Source organism: Paraflavitalea sp. CAU 1676 (assembly GCF_029223285.1).
In the GTDB taxonomy this organism is placed as follows: domain Bacteria; phylum Bacteroidota; class Bacteroidia; order Chitinophagales; family Chitinophagaceae; genus Paraflavitalea.
Genome location: NZ_JARHUJ010000002.1, coordinates 18,430 through 39,335, shown reverse-complemented (window position 1 = coordinate 39,335; position 20,906 = coordinate 18,430). Strand labels below are relative to the sequence as shown.

Here is a 20,906-nt window from a genome sequence, read left to right as displayed (position 1 = left end):
TTTAACAGGCTGCCAGTCCGAAATCGGCAATCCAAATTCCTTATTCCGCCGGAAAGCGTTAGTTTTGCCGGTTCAAAATAAGCTCTTAGCATGATCAGCAGAAGAAACATCCGTGTGAAGGTAATGCAGGCCCTCTATTCCGTAGAAAGTCAGGAAACCAACGAAAAACCGAACGATCCGTTCAAGCTCCTCCAGAAACATTTTGACCAAACCCACCAGCTGTTTGTTTATCTGATCCACTATCTCACCGAAGTGGCCCGTTATGCCGAAATTGACGCCCGTAACCGTGCCGGCAAGCACCTGCCCTCTTACGAAGACCTCAACGTCAACATCAAACTGGCTGGCAACGAACTGCTGTGGAAGATCCTCGAATACCCCTCCTATCAGAAAGCAGTGAAAGAAACTCGTCCCGAACTGCTGGAGAATACCGACCTCTTGCGCAAACTCTATCACCAACTGGTAGAAACCGACAAATACCAGCAATACATTGCCGTAGCCGGCCGCGATAAGAAAGAGGAAAAGGCCATGCTGGAGTTCATCTTTAATGAACTGCTGCTGCCCAACGAAAGCTTTACCAGCTTCGTGGAAGAAAACTTCACCAATTGGGACGATGATGCCGACATGCTCCGTTTGCTGGTGCAAAACTTCCTGAACAAGCCTTCCTCCTTCAACTTCCAGGAGTTGATCAGCAAAGAAAAATGGTTGTTTGGCAAGGGACTACTGGAAACCGTCCTTAATAAGAAGGAAGTTACCATGGAGCACATCAAACCCAAACTCAAGAACTGGGATCCCGAGCGTATTGCCGTACTCGACATGATCCTCATGCGCATGGGCGTGTGCGAATTCCTGTACTTCGAGACCATTCCCCCCAAGGTAACCATCAACGAGTACATCGACCTCGCCAAAGAATACAGCACACCGCAGAGTGGACAGTTTGTAAACGGTATACTCGATAATATTCATAAAGACCTGGTGAAGGACGAGAAGATGCATAAAGTGGCATTCAAACCATCCTCCTCCAACTAAAAGCATACCTATAAATTTATCATTCGCATGAAATCATTCCTGTATCTGACATTGGCGATTGGCGTACTGGCAGCAGCCTGTGAAAGCGCAGCCACAGAACAAAAAGTAACTCCGGCCACTACCGTAACAGCGACCTCCACAGAAGCGGCGGCACCAGCCGACGTAACGACCCTGCAATGGATCGACTCTGTAAAGGATGTGGGCACGATCACGGAAGGCCAGGTGGTAGATATCTCTTACCGCTTTAAGAATACCGGTACCAAACCCCTCGTCATCAAGAATGTAAACGTAAGCTGTGGTTGTACCGTGGCAGAAAAACCCGAGCAACCCGTAGCGCCCGGGGCAGAAGGCATCATCAAGGCCTCTTTCAACAGTGCCGGCAAACCTGGCCCCAATTCAAAAAGCATCTTCGTGATTGCGAATACCGAAGGAAGCGGCGAACACAAGCTGCAGTTTACGGTAGAGGTGAAGGCCAAAAAAGCGGAGTAATTGCTTAATTAACAAGGCTGAAACAGATACGGTAAGTTAAATTATTATGATTCCCGTATCTTGCGGCCGCGAACCTGATACAAAACATTTTTAAAACAGACATACAAAATGACATCTTTAGTTGTTTTCTTACAGGCAGGCGCCGGCGGCGGTACAATGCAACTGGTACTGTTGGGTGGTATGATCCTCATTTTCTGGTTATTCATGATCCGCCCTCAAGCTAAAAAAGCCAAATTAGCCAAGACATTCCAGGAAAACCTGCAAAAAGGCGATAAGGTGGTTACCATCGCTGGTATCCACGGTAAAGTGAACAAGGTAAATGAAGACGGTACTATCGACCTGGAAACAAGCCCCGGCAGCTACATCAAGATCGAGAAGAGTGCTATCTCTATCGAGTGGTCCAACAACCTGAACAAGGCCAACGCAGCAGCTACAACTGCCAAATAAGCGTTAAAGGAATATTTTAGTAAGAAAGAGGCTGCATCAATGATGCAGCCTCTTTCTCATTTCGGGTAGTGGTGGCGTCTTTTAGTCGATTGAAAAATGCTCAGGACCTTTATTTAAAGGTGAGACATTCCTTTTCATTTCTTACTCCTTGTCGTATTTTGGGTTATCAAACCCCTACCATGAAGACATTAGGTTATATTTTAACGTCACTCTGTATACTATGTGCCTGTGGGAAGGACAAACAGTCCAAAACTTTTAAAGGCGTAGTGCTCCGGCAGTATGACCGAATGCCAGTTGCAGCAGCAAAAATACAGCTTCACTTCGTTAGACGTGGACAGGGACCATTGTCCGAAAGCCTCATCTATACAGCCACCACCGATCAGAACGGGGAATACTCGATCGATGTGCCGGATTGGGGAACCGACCGCTTTTACTGGCCCCTCGTATCGAAGCCCCGGATGGTGCAGACGGGTGTATACGGTAGAAACTGGTATGTTTATGAGCACCGCTACGACACATTAATGCTTGACGTCGCCAGTTACGTAAAAATCGACCTCACACTAAACACATTTCCGGAAAAAGGCAACGGGACAAAAGATACGATAGATGTTCGCCTGGACTACATAACCCGTACTGGACAAACCTTTGGGAACCTGGGCGTTGAAAAGAGCTTTAAGCCACCATTCGCCGCAGAGATCTTTATCGACAGCTTTTCGTATTCCGAAAGCAACAAAGCCTATTTAAGGCTTTATAGTCACGTATATTATCCATCGAAGGTGCTTTTAGAAAAAGAGATCATGTTAGATTCTGGCAAAACCACGACGGTGAAAATCGAATATTAGCGGCCACATCGTCAAAAGCGATATAGGGTGCCGTCTGATCATCATCCGGCTTTTTTATTATTATTCAATCTCTTCATACCGCTTGCTGATCGGATACTCTTTAAATCGCGAGCGCCATTTATCGATCGTAGCAGGTAGCTTATCGTCGGCGAGCGGTCGGTTGGTATAGTAATACACATTTCCATCCTCGATCACCGCCGCCCAGAAATGACGGGCAGAATCGACCATGATGATATTCTCCATTTGTGTGTACAACCCACGCACACCCGATGACGACACCCGGGCGCCAAGACTGTCCAGGTCCTCATCTTCCGACACCAACTGGGTCGTCCTCACGAAGAGGTCATAATCCTTCTTTACCAGTGCCCTGAATACCGAATCCTCCGCAGGATTGCGTAAGATGCCCAGTGCAATGAGGTCATCGTTTTCGAGTCCTTCTTCAGGCGCCCCTTCATGCAGGTCGGCCACATAAGCACCGGCTTTCGTATACTTTCCGCCAAAGCTCACACCGGCGCCGGCACCACACTGACCTGCCTGCTGGTCGATCGAGATCAGACTATCGCCCTGCATTTCGAAGATAAGGCGACAAGTATCGCTAGCCTCTGCTAATTCGAAGACAGCCCTATTGCCCCTGATCGCAGCCTTCCCTTCAATCTCGCCGTTATTACCGCCACTGAATGCCATTATCGAGAATTGTATGCTATCCACAGCTAACGAGTCGATTGTCAAAGTAGCACTATTCATTCGCCCGGCACGCTCCCATTCGCCTTTCCATTTTCCGGCAGAGACGGGTGTAACGGTTATTTCAGCATTGCTGCAGGCCTGCAGTAATGCGCCTGCCAGTAACAGCCCTAAGACTTGTCGTAACATAGTTGTTGGAGTTAGAGGTTGATCGGGCAACAAAATAAGCAATAATCAATAGTATCAAAACTTAACCGGATATAATACATTTGCTGCGTTATGAGTCTGCGAATTGGATTAACGGGTGGTATCGGATCCGGCAAAAGCACGGTGGCAAAAGTATTTGAAGTACTTGGTGTACCCTTATATTATGCCGATGATGCAGCGAGGAGCATCATGAACAACGATCCCGAACTGCGCGAACAGATCATAGCGCATTTCGGTGCGGATATGTACGACCATGGGATACTCAACCGGAAAAAGATGGGCGCCATCGTATTCAACGATCCGGAAAAACTGAAGCTCATCAACTCGCTCGTACATCCTGCCACCATCCGCGATGGCGAACGCTGGATGGATCGTCAAACCGCTCCCTATGCCATCAAAGAAGCAGCCATCATATTTGAGAGCGGCACCCAGTCGCAGCTCGACTACGTCATCGGCGTATCGGCCCCCGATGCATTGCGCATCCATCGTACCATGCAGCGCGATAAGATCACACGCGAAGAAGTGATCACCCGCATGAACAAGCAGATCCAGCAAAAGATAAAAATGATGTTGTGCGATTTTGTAATCGTCAATGATGAGCAAAATGCCGTGATACCCCAGGTGATGCAGCTACACGAACAATTGCTGGCATTGGCCGGAGCAGCCGTTGCAGCGGCCCGATGATCTCCCAACTGTTTTACCCACGGTGCCCCTGCCCGGTGGCAGCATCCCTTTCTTCAGCAAGCCAGTTCCTGTCCAACAAGCAGCAGACCGCATCCATGTACCGGCTAGTGAGTTCCCGCCAACACCTCCCGACTCCATCCATCGCCCCCATACGCACTCCACCATCCTGCACCATCCTGCTCCCAAACAAGTCTAAATCAACCTATTATTCAGTTAAATTATCCAATTTCGTAAAAGTATTTTCCGCTTTGCGGTGCATTCGCTATCTTAAATTCAAATAATAGATTGCTATGCACCGAAGAAACTTCCTGCAACAATCCGGCAGCCTGATCGCCGGATCGCTGATCGCCGATTCTGTACTCGCCAGTGATACCGCAACTACCCCATTTGCCAAAAAACGTATAGCCATGGTAGGTACCGGCGTACGCGGCATCGGCATGTGGGGCAAACCCGTGATCAGTGAGTTCAAAGACCAGGTAGAATTCGTAGGCCTCTGCGACATCAATCCCGGCCGGGTAGAGACCGCCCGCAAAGCGATGAACCTCTCCTGCCCTACGTTTACCGACTTCGATAAGATGATGAAGGAAACCAAACCCGATACCCTGATGGTGATGACCGTAGATGGTACCCACCACGAATTCATCATCAAAGGCATGGAGTACGGCGCCAATATCATCACCGAAAAACCCATGACCATCGACGAGCAGAAATGCCAGGCCATCCTCGACGCTGAGAAAAAGACCGGCAAAAAAGTGACCGTCACCTTTAACTACCGCTACTCACCCCACCGTCAGAAGATATACGAGTTGTTGCGCAACGACACCATTGGCAAGATCACCTCGGTCGATTTCCACTGGTACCTCAACACCTCGCATGGAGCCGATTATTTCCGTCGCTGGCACCGCCTGCGCAAGAATGGCGGCTCGCTCCTGGTGCACAAAGCCACCCACCATTTCGACCTGCTCAACTGGTGGATCAATTCGGAGCCCGAACAGGTATTTGCCTTCGGCGCCCTCGAGCATTATGGAAAGAACAACGCCTTCCGGCACACCAACTGTAGGCCCTGCCCCCATAAGAATGAGTGCAAGTTCTACTGGGATATGACCAAGAACAAAAGCCTCATGGAACTGTACGCCGACAATGAACAATACGATGGGTATTTGCGTGACGGCTGTGTATGGAAAGAAGACATCGACATCTTCGATAAGATGGCGGTGCAGATAAAGTATGCCAACAAAGTGCAGGTGAGCTATTCACTCACTGCGTATTCCCCCTACGAAGGATACCGCATCGCCTTCAATGGCACCAAAGGCCGCATCGATGCCTGGATCAAAGAGAGCCAGCCCTGGGAAGTTGAGCCGTACGATGAAATTGAAGTGACAGCCAACTTCGGCAAGCGTGAAGTGATCCGCATCCCCAACAACGAAGCGGGCCACGGTGGCGGCGATACGCGCTTACGCAAACAGGTATTCACGCCCGGCGACGATCCTTATCACCAGGCAGCCGGTAGCCGCGATGGCGCTATGTCGATCCTGATCGGCATTGCTGCCCGCAACAGTATCGACACCGGTAAACCCGTTAACATCGGAAACCTCACCACCCTGCAACCAAAAGCAGTAAGGACCTAAACAACAGGTCAAATCATATGTAATCAGGGCGTCTATCAAGGACGCCCTTTTTCATTATTCCCCCACCAGGATTTTCCTTAAACAGGTTTATACGACGGATCATCCTTTCTATCCGGCACTCCAACCGATTGCATAAATATCTGCGCCAACGCCACGTTTCTATAAGCGTACAATCGCATTGTCAGCAAGCAATGTATCTCTGATACCACACATCGCCAACTCATTATGATGAGGCTTTTTTTCATGCGTTAAGGGTTATGAATGCCCCCGCTACCAGAAGGCGGGGGCTTCTTGTTGTGCAGCGGCCCGTGGAATCTCGTCGCCGTAACTTGTGCAGCAACCCAAGGGTACATGGCGCGGCAACAACCCGCACCGCCGGCACCATTCTTCACATATTCCTCACCTTCTTACCATATCCCGCGGGCGGTAACCGCTTTTCTTTATATTTAGCGCCTAAAAAAATCTGGCTTACATGAGAAAACAGTTGACAGCGATCCTGCTGGCCCTGGTATGCGGTAATGCGCTGCAGGCACAACAGGATTACGCCCCCTACCAACAACAAACCAGCCGTATCCAGGCACTCACCAAACAGTATCCGCAACTGGCTTCTGTAAAATCCATTGCGCATACCCAAGGTAATAAAGAGGTATGGATGCTCACCATCGGCAGCGGCAACACTGGCGCCAAACCAGCCATTGCCATCGTGGGCGGAGTAGAAGGCAACCACTTGCTGGGCACCGAACTGGCGATCGGCTTTGCGGAAGACCTGCTGAAAGGCAGCACTACCGACAGCATCAAAGCACTGCTCGCCAAAACCACGTTCTATGTATTCCCCAACATGAGCCCCGACGCCACAGAGCAGTATTTTGCTGCCCTTAAATTCGAACGCCAGGGCAATGCCACCACCACCGACGATGACCGCGATGGTAAAACCGACGAAGACTCCTTCGACGATCTCGACGGCAATGGCAAGATCACCTGGGTGCGCGTTGAATCGCCGTTGGGAGAATACAAACTGCATCCCGACGATCCGCGCGTGCTGATCAAAGCCGATGTAGCGAAAGGAGAAAAAGGAAAATACCTGCTCATTGCAGAAGGCATCGATAACGATAAGGACAACCAATTCAACGAAGATGGTCCGGGTGGAGTTTGGTTCAATAAGAACTTCACGTATAAGCACCCCTCCTTTACACAAGGCGCCGGTGAATACGCCGTATCGGAAAAAGAAACCAGGGCCATCACCGATCAGCTATTCGACCTGTTCAACATTTACGCAGTGGTGAGCTTCAGCAGCAATAACAATCTCTCTACCCCCATTGCCTACAATGCTGCAGCGGCCAACCAACGCATTGTTGCGGGATACATCGAAGCCGATGCCAAAGCCAATGCACTGGTATCTGAACTATACAATAAAGTAACCGGTATGAAGGAAGCGCCTAAAGCGAATGCCGCCGGCGGAGATTTCCTTTCCTGGGGTTATTACCACTATGCCCGTTACAGCTTCAGCACACCCGGCTGGTTTGTACCAAAAGCAAAGGCCGATACGGCGAAGAAAGAAAAAGCACTGACGGTAGATGATCCCGTGGCCAATTATCTGCGCTGGGCCGCCCAGCAAGGTATCACCAATACCTTTACACCCTGGAAAGCCATTCAACATCCCGACTTCGAAGGCAGAACGGCAGAAGTAGGAGGCATCGACCCTTATGTATTGATCAACCCGCCTTATAAACTCGTACCCGAGATCGTGAAGAAGCATACCAGCTTCGTCGTGCAGCTGGCAGGTTATCAACCCGAACTCGATATCCTGAATGTAAAAACGGAAAAGCTCGGCAATGGGCTCACCCGCATCAGCCTCGATGTAGCGAACAAAGGACTCCTGGCTTCCCATACCAAACTGGGCGAAAGAAGCTACTGGATCAAACGCATACAGGTGAAAGTAAACACCGGCGGCAATCAATCGGTGATCAGCGGGCGTAAGACACAATTGCTGAATACCCTCGACGGCCTCAGCTCCCAACCACTTACCTGGCTGGTAAAAGGCAGCGGCAAGATCACGATCGAAGCTGGCAGCCCCACCACCGGCACCGTTAAAACCGATATCAACCTTTAGAGCATTCTTCGGATCGCTACACAAAACTGAACAAAATGAAACGCAATATATCCCGAGTAATATTGAGCTGCAGCCTGGCCATCGCCGGCCTTTCGCTGCAGGCCCAGCAACCCAACCAGGTATTCAAAGGCGCCGGCAGTCCGGTACGCCCCAAAGTATCCATGAGCTGGAACCGTTACAATGATCATGCAGGCATAACCGATATTTGTAAGAAAATAGCAGCGGCCTATCCGGACCTCTGCAAGCTGGAATCCATCGGCAAATCCTTCCAGGGTCGCGACCTGTGGTGCCTCACCATCAGTGATTACAAAAAAGGGGGCGACGTAACCCGTAAGCCCGCCATGTACATCGATGGTAATATCCACTCCAACGAAGTGCAGGGCAGCGAGTTTGCCCTCTACACCGCCTGGTACCTCACGGAATCATTTGGCGACACCAAATACATCCAGGACCTGCTGGCCGACAAAACCTTTTACATCGTCCCCACCATCAATCCCGATGCCCGCGATAATTTCTTCCATGAAGCCAACAACGCCAATTCGCCCCGCTCAGGATTGATCCCTGTAGACAATGACCGCGATGGCGCCGTAGATGAAGATGGCTATGACGACCTCGACAAAGATGGCAACATTGTTATGATGCGCCGCAAGAACCCCAACGGCCGGTGGAAACAGGATACCAAAGACCCGCGCAAGATGGTGCAGGTAGGTCCCGAAGAAAAAGGCGACTATGAAATACTCGGCGTAGAAGGCATCGACAACGATGGTGATGGACTCGTCAACGAAGATGGTTACACGTTCGAGTACGACCCCAACCGCGATTGGGGATGGGGCTGGCAGCCGAACTATATACAGGGCGGTGCTTACAAATACCCCTTCTCACTGCCCGAGAACCGCGCCGTGATGGAATTTGTAATGAAGCATCCCAATATCGCTGCGGCACAATCTTACCACAACTCGGGCGGCATGATCCTGCGCGGCCCCGGTGGCCAGGAAGATGTAGGCACCTACAACGCCAACGATGTGCGCATTTATGATGTACTCGGCAAAAAAGGCGAAGAGCTGTTGCCCGGCTATCGTTACCTGGTAGTATACAAGGATCTTTACTCAGCGTACGGCGGCGAGCTCGATTGGTTTTATGGTGGCCGTGGCGTGTATACCTTCTCCAATGAACTTTGGACGCCCTACCTCATGTTCAACAAGGGCGGCGATGACGACGATGACTCCCAGGAAGACCCTTCCTACAAGTTCGACCGCAACCTGCTCTTCAGAGATGGTTTTGTGCAATGGCACGAATACGACCATCCGCAATATGGCAAAATAGAGATCGGTGGATTTAAGAAGAACTTCGGCCGTATGCACCCCGGCTTTCTGATGGAGAGCGATGCACACCGCAATATGTCGTTCAGCATATTCCATTGTTATCAAACCCCTAAACTATCGATCGATTCTATAACAGAAAAAGACCTGGGCGATGGGCTGAAAGAGATCACTGCCGTGATCGCGAACGAACGTATCATACCCACCCATGCGAGCCAGGACCTGAAGTTTAAGATCGAACGACCGGATTATATCAGCCTTACGGGTGCGAAGGTCATCGCTGGTATGGTGGTGGAGAACCGCGACCTCGGTATCACCATTGAACAGAAGACCAACCCGGCCACCATCGAGGTAGCCAATATACCCGGACAAAGCACGGTTACCGTGCGCTGGATCGTACAGGCCAACGGCAAATACACCATCTCGGTCGACAGCCGCAAGGGTGGATTGGTGAGCAAAACGAAATAATTACTTCCTTATGATAAGCGGGCTTCATCCGGGAAAAATGTCCTGCCGGGTGAAGCCCGCCTCTTTTATATTTGCTGCATGAACCCTCCTATCAAAACGATCCATTTGTTTCCAGTGCTCGATCAAAAGCTGATCGAACTGCTTCGCTCGCTCACGCCAGACGAATGGAACCTGCCTACTGTTGCGCGGTTGTGGACGGTGAAAGATGTGGCTGCCCATATACTCGACACACATCTCCGTACACTGTCATCCGCCCGGGATGGGCATGCGGGTGATCCGCCCGGCGCTATCCACAACAACCAGGATCTCATCGATTACCTCAACCGGCTCAATGCAGACTGGGTAAGCGCCAGCCGGCGACTAAGCCCGCAAATACTTACCGACCTGTTGGCAACCTATTGCCCCCAGGCTACACATTATTACACCACGCTCGATCCTGCAGCCACCGCTGTCTTTTCTGTTGGCTGGGCCGGCGAGTCTGTGTCGGCCAACTGGTTTCATATCGCCCGGGAGTACACGGAAAAATGGCACCACCAGCAACAGATACGAGATGCCGTTAACAAACCCGGCATCATGACAGCCGATTTATACCATCCGGTGCTGGATACCTTTATGCGTGCCCTGCCGGTCGTGTACAAGAACACCGAAGCTGCCGCCGGCACCGTCATTCAGGTAAGCATTAGTGGCGAAGGTGGCGGCGATTGGTTTGTGGAGAAGCAGGCAACGTCGGGATTTTCAGTTACCTTGAAGCAGGCAAAGGTGCAGGATCAACCTGTCGGGGCTGCAGCTTCGTGGAAATTGACAACGCAGCCCTCCAACCCACCGGTTGCCCACACCACGATCGAAGGCACAGTGGCCTGGAAACTGTTTTCCAAAAGCTGGCGGCGCCAGGAGGTGTTACCCTATGTGCAGATGGAAGGCGAGCAGGCATTGGGCGATGTGGTACTGGACATGATCTCGGTAATGGCCTAGCCCGCCACAGTACTTGAGGTCGTTGAGCATTTGTTTAAGCTCATGACAGCCAGCCTTCCGGCTATATGCTATTCGTCGGCAGCCTCCGTCCCAACAACCGGAAAACGGCTACCGGCAACAGCAACAAAACCGCCACCGGACTGTTTTACCATAAAACCCAGCTATGAATAAAGTCAACCTTGCAGAGAAATTCTCGACCTTCTCCGAACACTGGAGTCCGAAGATCGCGGGCGAATTGAACGGTCAGCACGTAAAACTCGTCAAGTTCCAGGGGCCATTTACCTGGCACCACCACGAACACGAAGATGAACTGTTCCTGGTCGTAAAGGGCAGTTTCATCATGGAGTTCCGCGACCGGAATGTTACGCTCAATGAAGGCGAGTTCATCATCGTACCCCGGGGCGTGGAGCACCGGCCCAATGCACCGGAAGAAGTGGAGGTACTGCTGTTTGAACCGGCTGGCACCCTCAATACCGGCAATGTGGACAATGAGTTCACTAAGAAAGAGCTGAAGAGCATTTAGGAAAACGCGACGCTTGCCTGTAAAAGCTAGCTCAAGGCCTTGACCGCCGCCCGCCAGTCTGCCAGCAGGCACGCAGGCGGGCTCGCCTCAAAAATGCTTGTTCATTTTTCGGTTGGCAGACACCTGCTTCGCTTCCTACATTTGTGGCACAAAGATTTGAAGTATGCATTTATCGCTTACACCGGACCTGATGTACGACGCCCTGGTAAGAAAGGACAGCCAGTTTGAAGGCGTATTCTTCGCCGCCGTAAAGACAACGGGTATCTTTTGCCGTCCTACCTGTACGGCACGCAAACCCAAATATGAGAACGTAGAGTTTTACGGCACCAGCAAAGAAGCCATCCAACATGGCTACCGTCCCTGCAAGGTATGCTCGCCCCTCGAGCAGCAGGATGAAGCGCCTGCCTACATCAAACAATTGCTTACCTCCTTACAGGAGCAACCCGATAAAAAGATCCGGGATTACGAGCTGCGCCAAATGGGTATTGAACCGGCACAGGTACGCCGCTGGTTCAAGAAGCACCACAACCTTACCTTCCAGGCCTTCCAGCGCATGCAACGCATCAACCACGCCTTTGGCATGATCCGTTACGGTGAAAAAGTGACCAGCGCCGCCTTCGATAACGGCTATGACTCCCTAAGTGGCTTTAATTATTCTTTCAAGAAAAGCACCGGCTTTGCGCCTGTTGACAGTAAGTCGGGACAGGTGATCACCATTACCCGCATTACCACGCCGCTGGGCCCTATGATGGCGGGCACCACCGATAAAGGCATCTGCCTGCTCGAGTTCACCGATCGCAAGATGCTGGAGACCGAATTGAAGCAATTGCAAAAGCTCTTGCGCTCTCCCCTGCTGCCGGGACAACACCGCCATTTCGATCAACTCAATCAGGAATTGCAGGAATACTTTGAAGGGCAACGTAAAGCATTCACGGTACCGCTCGATGCACCAGGCACACCCTTTCAGCAGTCAGTTTGGAAAGAACTGATCACCATAAACTTTGGCACTACCCGTTCGTACAAACAGCAGGCCGTGCACCTGCAACAACCTTCTGCCATCAGAGCAGTGGCCAATGCCAATGGCCTCAACCGCATTTCGATATTGATACCCTGTCACCGGGTGATCGGGTCAGACGGTAACCTTACCGGTTATGGCGGCGGCATCTGGCGCAAGCAATGGCTGCTGGATCATGAAAGTAAACATGCATAATACCAGAAAATAAATACGATTGTGCGAAATCATAGAGGGTCCGGTTTTGCCGGACCTTTTCATTTACTACACCAGCTCTTAACAAGCCTTTAATCTGTTCAAACTTATCTGCCCGGTTTTATACAGGATCCACCTATTTTTATTGGAAAGCATCCCCTTTTATTTATATTTGGTTCATCGGCTTCGCACACTAGTACAATAATGTGTTGCGCTTACCCGCCTTGTTACTGTCCTCGCCACTCCCCTGCAACCCACCGGCATTAAATATTTACTGCTGCATCAGTCTCAACTGGCAGCCAATACAGTATTTATCCACCTTACAAATAAATGGCTATGCCTACTTATCGCACAGAGCATGATTTCCTGGGAGAAAAGCAGTTGTCCAATGATTGTTATTACGGCGTACAAACCCTCCGGGCCAAAGAGAATTTCGACATCACCGGCATCCCCATCAGCAATGAGCCACTCTTCATCAAGGCATTCGGCTATGTAAAAAAAGCAGCCGCCATCGCCAACAAGGAACTGGGCGTGCTGGACCCTAAAAAAGCCGACGCCATCGTGTACGCCTGCGACCGGCTGATCAAGGGCGAGTTTGTTGACCAGTTCATCAGTGATCTTATACAGGGAGGCGCCGGCACCTCTACCAACATGAATGCGAATGAGGTCATCGCCAACGTCGGCCTGGAACACCTCGGACACAAAAAAGGCGAATACGACTATCTCCATCCCAACAACGATGTAAACCTCTCGCAAAGCACCAATGATGCCTACCCCAGCGCCTTCCGCATTGCCCTCTACCTGAAGATCGATGCATTTGCCGACGCGCTCGAACAATTGCAGAAAGCGTTTTACAATAAAGGAAAAGAATTATCTACCGTACTCAAGATGGGCCGCACCCAATTGCAGGATGCGGTGCCCATGACAATGGGCCAGGAGTTCAATGCCTTTGCCACCACCATCGGAGAAGATGTATTGCGCCTCCGCGAGGCCGAGAAACTGATCACCGAAGTGAATATGGGCGCCACGGCCATCGGTACCGGCGTCAATGCACCCGCAGGATATGCGGAGCTTTGCGTAAAGCACCTGGCAGCCATCAGCGGCATACCGGTTATATTGGCGGCCGACCTCATCGAAGCCACTTACGACACCGGGGCCTTTGTGCAGCTAAGCGGTACGCTTAAGCGCAGCGCCATCAAGCTCAGCAAGATCTGTAATGACCTTCGACTCTTAAGCAGCGGACCGCGTTGCGGCCTGGGCGAGATCAACCTGCCGCCCATGCAACCGGGCTCCTCCATCATGCCCGGCAAGGTGAACCCCGTGATACCGGAAGTCGTGAACCAAACCTGCTTTTACGTGATCGGAGCCGACCTCACCGTAACCATGGCCGCCGAAGCGGGACAATTACAACTGAATGTAATGGAACCCGTGATCGGCTTCTCGCTCTTCACCTCACTCGAATACATCACCAAGGCCTGCAATACCCTGCGCGAAAAATGTGTGGTGGGCATCACCGCCAATGCAGAATTCACCAAGCAACAGGTCATGCAAAGCATCGGCATAGTGACGCAACTCAATCCGATCATCGGTTATGAAGAGTCGGCCGCCATTGCCAAAGAAGCGTTGAAGACCGGCAAATCGGTACATGATATCGCCGTGAAAGAAAAGAAACTGATCACCCAGGCCAAATGGGATGAGATCTATTCCATCGACAACCTCATCAATCCCAAATTCATCACCCAATGATCACCCTTATCCAGTTGATCATCCTGCTGGCTATGATACTCATTGGCTCCAGGATGAAGGGGATCGGACTGGGCGTAATGGGAATGGTCGGACTGCTGATCTTCGTACTCGTGTTCCATTTGCCACCGGCCGAACCTCCCATTGCCGTGTTGCTGATCATCCTGGCCATCGTTACTACGGCCGCCACGCTGCAGGCAGCGGGCGGCCTCGATTACCTGGTCAGCATCGCCGAAAAGATCATCCGCAGCAATCCATCGCGCATCGTATTCATAGCGCCCTTCACCACTTATTTCCTTTGCCTGTTTGCTGGCACCTCACACCTCGTGTATTCCCTGCTGCCCATCATCGCCGAGGTATCGGCCAAAAAGCGCATACGACCCGAGCGGCCACTCACCATATCGGTCATCGCCTCGCACCTGTCGCTCACCGGTAGCCCCATGAGTGCAGCCACCGCCACCATGGCAACGGTACTGGCCACCTCCACCGCATCGGTCGATATCATGAAAGTATGTATCCCCTCCTGCCTGATGGGTATACTGGCAGGCATACTGGTGGTGCGCAGGAAAGGAAAAGAGCTGACCGAGGATCCTGAATTCCTGGAGAAGATGAAAGATCCGGCCTTCGCCGCCAGTATCGACAAAAGCAGTTCAGGCAATACCGAAATAAAACCCGGCGCCAAACTGGCCGTGGGCATATTTGCAGCAGCTATCCTGCTGATCATATTCTTTGGATCATTCCCACAACTGGTGCCCAATGTGGGCGCCGGCAAGCCCAACTTCAGCGTCAATGCCGATGGCTCGCTCAACCTCACCAGCCTCATCATCATCATTACGCTGTCTGCCGCAGCACTCATGATGTTACTCACCAGGACTGCCCCTTCGGAGGTCACCAAAGCCAGCTTATTTACTTCGATGGCTACGGCAGTAGTATCGGTATTGGGCGTGGTATGGATGAGCGCCACCTTTATGGATGCCAATGAACCACTCATCAAACGAGCCTTTGGAGAGATCACCCAGGATGCACCGTGGACCTTTGCCTTCGCATTATTCCTCATGGGGGCACTTACTTTCAGTCAGGCAGCCACCACCCGCACCATGATGCCCATGGGCGTAGCGTTGGGCATCTCCAATCCGCACCTGCTGGCGATGTTCCCGGCCGTGAATGGCGATTTCCTGTTGCCCGGCTACCCAACCCTGGTGGCGGCGATGGACTTCGACCGTACCGGCACTACCCGCATCGGCAAATTCGTCATCAACCACAGTTTCATCATACCGGGGCTCACCGCCGTACTGGTAACCGTGGCGATGGCCTTTCTGCTGAGCAGCATACTGCTTTAACCGATCCTGCATGCAAACGTATAGATGTTTAATCCTTCTGCTGATACCGCTGTTGCAATGGCTGGCAACCACCTTGCCGGCAGCCCGCCTATTTTTCTACTACGTTCGTCCTTCCCGCAAAACCAGCCGCGTCAACCTGCAGCCATCGATGGATGAGGAATAAAAACCGCCCCGTTACTGCAGATAAAACAAAGAAATGTCATGACTTTACATGACATAACCTGACATAAGGCTCACTAATGCTGGAATCGGTTTTATTCTGTTGTAATTTTGCTTCCAGTCAGGAGTAAAAATCAGGAAGGTCAGTAGTAAAATATTCCTAACTTGTTGTGCAACCAGTTTTCCGCCCGCAGGCACCCGGCCCGTAGCGCTCCCGTACCCGCTCCGTACCGCTCCCGTACCGGTCCCGTATTAATAGCACAACTTTGAAATATGGTCATTTTCTCTAAAAATGAAAGGGCGTATAATGTCCACAAACCTTACAAATATTTCAGGCATCAATCGGTCGCGCACCCTGCATCACCTTAAATATCTTCCTCATGTCCACCTCCAACATTTCCCGACTAACCGGGGCGATAGCTTGTTTACTGCTTTGCACTTGCCGAAACAATGGCAAGGCGCCTGCACCAGAGCAGATAGCCGCCCTGCAACTCAAAGAGGGGAAACTCATTGTGTGTGGCCCGCTGCAATCCAAATTTGGCACCCTCACATTCAATGCCACCGTGAGTGATGCCAATGTCGCCCCATTCGCACTTGGCCTCAAACTATTGCACTCCTTCGAATACGATGAGGCGGAAAAGGTTTTTGCAGGGATCATTCAATCAGAGCCATCCTGTTATATGGCCTATTGGGGAATAGCGATGAGCAATTTTCATCCGCTCTGGACGCCACCATTGCCCGAAGAATTGAAGAAAGGTGCCACTGCCATAGCCATCGCTAAAAAACTGCCATCGCCAACACCCCGCGAAGCAAAGTACCTCGAAGCAATAGATGCCTTTTATGCCGGTTACGAAAAAGATTCCCATCGCACGCGTTGTCTTCGCTTTGAAGCGGCGATGCGTGACCTGCAAGCAGCTTATCCTGATGACAGAGAAGCTAAGGTTTTCTATGCACTGGCGTTGGATGCAGCAGCCGATCCGGCCGACAAGACCTATCAAAAACAATTAGTGGCAGGCGAACTATTGAATACGCTTTATGCAAGTTATCCCGATCATCCCGGCGTGGTGCATTACCTCATCCATTCGTATGATGCACCTGGCCTCGCGCAAAATGCCCTGGAAGCCGCCCGCCGGTATGCTGCACTGGCCCCCTCTTCGGCTCATGCCCTTCATATGCCCTCCCATATATTTACGCGACTGGGAATGTGGAATGAATGTATACAGTCAAATCAGGAGGCCGCATCATCGGCACAATGTTATGCAGAGCAGGCGGGCATCAAGGGGCATTGGGATGAAGAGCTGCATGCCCTGGATTACATGATGTATGGATACCTGCAACAGGGCGACAATCTAAATTCCAGGAAACAACTGAACTATCTGTCGGCAATACGCGAAGTGCACCCGGCCAACTTCAAGGTAGCCTATGCCTTTGCTGCCATTCCTGCCCGGATGGCGCTCGAAAATAAGGATTGGAAGAAAGCCGCTACCCTGCAAACGCCGTCAGCCAATTTTGATTGGACGGCCTACCCCTGGCAACGATCGATCATTCATTTTGCCAGAGCGCTGGGAGCCGCGCATACGGGCAACCAGGCCAATGCAGCACTTGAAATCGGGATCATGCAACAACTGCACGATACCCTTATCGCGCAAAAAGACAGCTATAAGGCCAACCAGGTCGCTGTACAGATCAACATAGCCCGGAGCTGGTGGTATGCCGGTCAGGGGGCGATAGATACGGCCGTTTCCTATATGGAGCTGGCAGCAGCCATGGAAGACAATACCGAAAAACATCCTGTCACGCCGGCCGAAGTATTGCCCGCCCGTGAGCAACTCGGAGATCTGCTGTTAAGCATCGGGCGTCCCAAAGAAGCGCTGGTAGCCTACGATAAAAGCATGAAAAAGAATCCCAACCGGTTCAATTCCCTGTATGGCGCAGCGCAGGCTGCTTCGCAAGGGAAAGAAAAAGCCAGGGCCGCCGAGCTCTATGTACAGTTGTTAAAGATGGCCACTGCCAACAGCGACCGGCCCGAACTATCCGTTGCCCGGCATTATCATGAAATGTACAACTAATAGTCAACCCATTGTGTTTCAGGAGACAGCTATACGTCAACTAACACTGACTTTACTCCCGCTTTTCATTTTTTGTTGCCTGCTTTCAGCACAACAACAGCAGACAGTTGCTCCCGGAGCGAAATGGACCGGTGCCGCATCATTTTATTATAATATCCTGCCCAATGAGAAGAATTCATTCACGCTGATCGGCTATACGGATCACAAAAAATTACATCTTGAAACAAGGTATAATTACGAAGACCTGCACACGGTGTCTGTTTTTACAGGGTGGAATTTCGAAAAGACTGGCCAATTTGAAATTACGGCAACGCCCATGTTGGGAGGACTGTTGGGTAATATAAACGGTGTTGCTCCCGGTCTTGAATTGAGTTTAAAGTACGAGAAATTTGACTACTATGCCGAATCGGAATATGTAATAGATTTTAGCGGAAAGGAGAGCCGTTTTTTTTACACCTGGGGCGAACTGGCCTTTAGCCCTGTCAGATCTCTTCGGACGGGTATTTCTTATCAAAAAACCTTGTTGTATCAAACCGGCTTTGATGTGCAGCGTGGATTGTTTGCTGAATATTCTTTTTATAGGCTGACCTCAAGTGGATATTTCTTCAATCCTTTTACAAAGGATAATATTTTAATCATCTCAATAGGAATTGGGTTTTGACCCTTGCCGTTTTACCAGTCCCCTTTTCTTATTAGCTGTGCCACAACTAGGCACCGGGTTTAAACGGTCCGCAAAAACCGTTAAAACAGCTGTTTTGACGGTAACCGACATGGGTTAAAACACGGTAGGTGACGAATACAGCCTGCACTACTTTTAGTGAACGACTGTTCTATTCTTCATTAAAAAAACACCAGGTTATGTATCGCTTTGCCATAGTAATACTGCTTATATTGGCCACAACGGTTTCATGGGGCCAGGGTCCCAACAATATAGACACCACGGCCAACAAACCCACCAAAACCGCTGACAAGGCTGATCCCGCGAAAGAGAAAAAGGAGGCTCCCGCCGAGCCCAAAAAAGGTGCGGGGGAAGATGCTGCCAAAGCGGCCCCACCCGCTAAGGATGCGAAACCTGCAGCCCCTGCGGCCGACAGCACCGGAAACGATCAGAAAAAGAAAGACAGCATCGCCAATGCTGTGGCAGAAGCCAATAAAGCAGGATATATCAAAAGTTGGAAAGAAGACTTCGACCACCCGGAAAGGATCTATGCCGACCTCAAAAGGAAGAGCATAGCCTTTCCCCTCCTCATCAGCTTCGTATTGATAGCTGGTACAGGCCTTTGGTTACTCAGTCAAACAGCCCTTTGCAAGGACGCCAGCTACTATCCCGAAACGAGCGCACTGCGCCCCGCAAAAGACAGGCCCTACAGTTTTGCACGGGTGCAATTGTTCTGGTGGACGGTGATCATATTATCCTGCTATCTAACCTTTTACATATACACCGGTTACCTGGTGGCACTCCCTCCCAGCAGTGTGATCCTCCTGGGAGGAGGATTGGCTGTATCCATGTTTGGCAAAATGATCGATAATACCCAATTGCAAAAGGACAAAGGCCAGGCGCCTATCCGCCATCAGGACCTTACCGACACCCAGGGGCTCTTTATCGACCTCCTGTCGGATGAAGGTGGCATCAGCATCCACCGGTTTCAAACCGTCATTTTCAACCTGATATTCGGGATCGCCTATATCAGTTCCTTCCTCACGAATGTGGGTCTGCAAAAGTTTCCTTTCATAGAGTTTGAATCCTGGCAACTGGCCATGCTGGGCATCAGTGCAGGGGCCTATCTTGGCTTTAAAACGAACGAGAATTCCGAGGGTACCAAAGCCCAACGGAAAGTAGAGGCGGTAAGGAATGCCCAGGCTGCCCAGGCCGCCCAACCCGCCCCGGTAGCACCCGCCGCTCCTGGTGCGATGGTAGCACCACCCGCACCCGCCACCACCAACGCCTACCAGCGCCTGGAGGCTGAAGTAGCGGCGATGTAGGTTGCCTCGACAGCGCCTGGCTCAGGCTGCTGCTAAAGCCTAAGCGGGGCTGAAACCGGTCAGTGAGACGGACTGGCAGCACTCGTCGCCACTTACCACTGCCCATGCCTCCCGCTCCTGCAGGTCCCGATAAAAGCGCCCGCCGGCACCCGAACCCATGCGAGAAAACCTGCTCCGCCCGGAACACCGGAAACGTTTGTCCCGGGCGGAGTTTCCACCACCCCAGTGTGGATAAGATTTCCCACTTCCCAAATTCACTGTAAAAGAATAACTTAGCACCCTTCTCCAGGGCGTTAAAGCCATTTTAACAACTCTCCCGTTTGGAAATACCGTGTTGTTGAATACCTTTGTTTGACAATTTTGTCAAACTTTATTGTCAATGGCAGTAAAAGACAGTCAAACCGAACAGCAGATCAAGGACGCCGCCCGCAAGCTTTTCTTCACCGAAGGAAGGTTTAACGCGACCACGCAGGAAATAGCCGACGCCGCCGGGGTCAACAGAACCCTGGTGAATTACTATTTCCGGTCACGCGATCTCCTGTTCGACCAGATCCTTAGGGAAGCGCGCGCTACGATGGACATGCGGCTCGAAATGGCGATGAGTACCGAAACCTCTTTCAGAAAGAAGATCGAGCACTTTATCGACATATTCATGGAACAGGCCTTCACCTACCCTTACCTCGACACCTACATGGTAACGCGTATCAATGAGGATGTGGAAAAGCAGAACGAGATCATCACCGATCTCAAGAAAACGGAAAGGCTCAAGAACTTCCTGCGCGATATCGAAGCCGAGATCAAGAAGGGCACCATCGAGAAAATGGAACCCGTTCAGTTTCTCATCAGCCTCATCTCCCTGCTGTCGCACCCGGTGGTGATACAGCCCCTGTTCAAGAAACTGTTCCAGTATTCCGACAGGCAATACAAGCAAATGTTGCTGGCCAGGAAGGAGATCATTTTAAAAATGCTGTTTAAATAACGGTATTTTTTATACCCACACTTTGACAAA

At 51.1% G+C, this 20,906-nt stretch carries 19 protein-coding genes; 18 read left to right on the top strand and 1 reads right to left on the bottom strand.

The genetic code is table 11. The features are described from left to right. The first annotated feature begins 90 nt into the window (after positions 1-90). From nusB to P2H89_RS04910, 4 genes are all read left to right on the top strand, one after another. A complete protein-coding gene (gene nusB / locus P2H89_RS04925) occupies positions 91-1,026 on the top strand; it encodes a transcription antitermination factor NusB (protein ID WP_275825427.1) in 936 nt (311 codons plus the stop codon). Between the two features lie 27 nt (positions 1,027-1,053). Beyond that, complete coding sequence (locus P2H89_RS04920; RefSeq protein WP_275825426.1) at positions 1,054-1,515, top strand: DUF1573 domain-containing protein; 462 nt, start codon at positions 1,054-1,056, stop codon at positions 1,513-1,515. Positions 1,516-1,623: 108 nt separating this feature from the next. Next, positions 1,624-1,962 carry a preprotein translocase subunit YajC gene (yajC, locus tag P2H89_RS04915; protein ID WP_275825425.1) on the top strand — a complete coding sequence of 113 codons (339 nt, stop codon included), beginning with the start codon at positions 1,624-1,626 and terminating at the stop codon, positions 1,960-1,962. 179 nt (positions 1,963-2,141) lie between these two features. Then, positions 2,142-2,804 carry a hypothetical protein gene (locus P2H89_RS04910; RefSeq protein WP_275825424.1) on the top strand — a complete coding sequence of 221 codons (663 nt, stop codon included), beginning with the start codon at positions 2,142-2,144 and terminating at the stop codon, positions 2,802-2,804. 60 nt (positions 2,805-2,864) lie between these two features. Here the strand turns inward: P2H89_RS04910 and P2H89_RS04905 are convergent, their stop codons facing one another. Further along, the gene (locus P2H89_RS04905; RefSeq protein WP_275825423.1) at positions 2,865-3,674 is read right to left on the bottom strand and encodes a hypothetical protein; all 810 of its coding nucleotides are present in this window, start codon (positions 3,672-3,674) and stop codon (positions 2,865-2,867) included. A gap of 90 nt (positions 3,675-3,764) precedes the next feature. Here P2H89_RS04905 and coaE point away from each other — a divergent pair, with 90 nt between their 5' ends. The 14 genes from coaE (at position 3,765) to P2H89_RS04835 (ending at position 20,876) form a co-directional block, all read left to right on the top strand. After that, positions 3,765-4,376: a dephospho-CoA kinase gene (gene coaE, locus P2H89_RS04900; protein ID WP_275825422.1), complete on the top strand. Its 612-nt coding sequence runs from the start codon at positions 3,765-3,767 to the stop codon at positions 4,374-4,376. A 290-nt stretch (positions 4,377-4,666) separates the two neighbouring features. Beyond that, entirely contained in the window at positions 4,667-6,004 is a 1,338-nt protein-coding gene (locus P2H89_RS04895; protein WP_275825421.1) for a Gfo/Idh/MocA family oxidoreductase, read from the top strand. A 472-nt stretch (positions 6,005-6,476) separates the two neighbouring features. Continuing rightward, the gene (locus P2H89_RS04890; protein WP_275825420.1) at positions 6,477-8,114 is read left to right on the top strand and encodes a M14 family metallopeptidase; all 1,638 of its coding nucleotides are present in this window, start codon (positions 6,477-6,479) and stop codon (positions 8,112-8,114) included. Positions 8,115-8,149: 35 nt separating this feature from the next. Further along, positions 8,150-9,901, top strand: a complete 1,752-nt coding sequence (locus P2H89_RS04885; protein WP_275825419.1) for a M14 family metallopeptidase — start codon at positions 8,150-8,152, stop codon at positions 9,899-9,901. 78 nt (positions 9,902-9,979) lie between these two features. Further along, positions 9,980-10,873 carry a maleylpyruvate isomerase N-terminal domain-containing protein gene (locus P2H89_RS04880; RefSeq protein ID WP_275825418.1) on the top strand — a complete coding sequence of 298 codons (894 nt, stop codon included), beginning with the start codon at positions 9,980-9,982 and terminating at the stop codon, positions 10,871-10,873. A 163-nt stretch (positions 10,874-11,036) separates the two neighbouring features. Next, positions 11,037-11,396, top strand: a complete 360-nt coding sequence (locus tag P2H89_RS04875; RefSeq protein ID WP_275825417.1) for a cupin domain-containing protein — start codon at positions 11,037-11,039, stop codon at positions 11,394-11,396. A gap of 163 nt (positions 11,397-11,559) precedes the next feature. Next, entirely contained in the window at positions 11,560-12,606 is a 1,047-nt protein-coding gene (locus P2H89_RS04870; RefSeq protein WP_275825416.1) for a methylated-DNA--[protein]-cysteine S-methyltransferase, read from the top strand. Positions 12,607-12,939: 333 nt separating this feature from the next. Then, on the top strand, positions 12,940-14,349 hold the full coding sequence (gene aspA, locus P2H89_RS04865) for an aspartate ammonia-lyase (protein WP_275825415.1): 1,410 nt from the start codon (positions 12,940-12,942) through the stop codon (positions 14,347-14,349). After that, entirely contained in the window at positions 14,346-15,686 is a 1,341-nt protein-coding gene (locus tag P2H89_RS04860) for an anaerobic C4-dicarboxylate transporter (RefSeq protein WP_275825414.1), read from the top strand. Before aspA ends, P2H89_RS04860 begins: the two co-directional genes overlap by 4 nt. 10 nt (positions 15,687-15,696) lie before the next feature. Continuing rightward, positions 15,697-15,849, top strand: coding sequence for a hypothetical protein (locus P2H89_RS04855; protein WP_275825413.1), 153 nt, complete (start codon positions 15,697-15,699; stop codon positions 15,847-15,849). Positions 15,850-16,225: 376 nt separating this feature from the next. Then, a complete protein-coding gene (locus P2H89_RS04850) occupies positions 16,226-17,914 on the top strand; it encodes a hypothetical protein (protein ID WP_275825412.1) in 1,689 nt (562 codons plus the stop codon). Positions 17,915-17,927: 13 nt separating this feature from the next. Continuing rightward, positions 17,928-18,575 carry a hypothetical protein gene (locus tag P2H89_RS04845; protein WP_275825411.1) on the top strand — a complete coding sequence of 216 codons (648 nt, stop codon included), beginning with the start codon at positions 17,928-17,930 and terminating at the stop codon, positions 18,573-18,575. A 197-nt stretch (positions 18,576-18,772) separates the two neighbouring features. Beyond that, the gene (locus P2H89_RS04840; protein WP_275825410.1) at positions 18,773-19,897 is read left to right on the top strand and encodes a hypothetical protein; all 1,125 of its coding nucleotides are present in this window, start codon (positions 18,773-18,775) and stop codon (positions 19,895-19,897) included. A 379-nt stretch (positions 19,898-20,276) separates the two neighbouring features. After that, complete coding sequence (locus P2H89_RS04835) at positions 20,277-20,876, top strand: TetR/AcrR family transcriptional regulator (RefSeq protein WP_275825409.1); 600 nt, start codon at positions 20,277-20,279, stop codon at positions 20,874-20,876. The last annotated feature ends 30 nt before the right edge of the window (positions 20,877-20,906 follow it).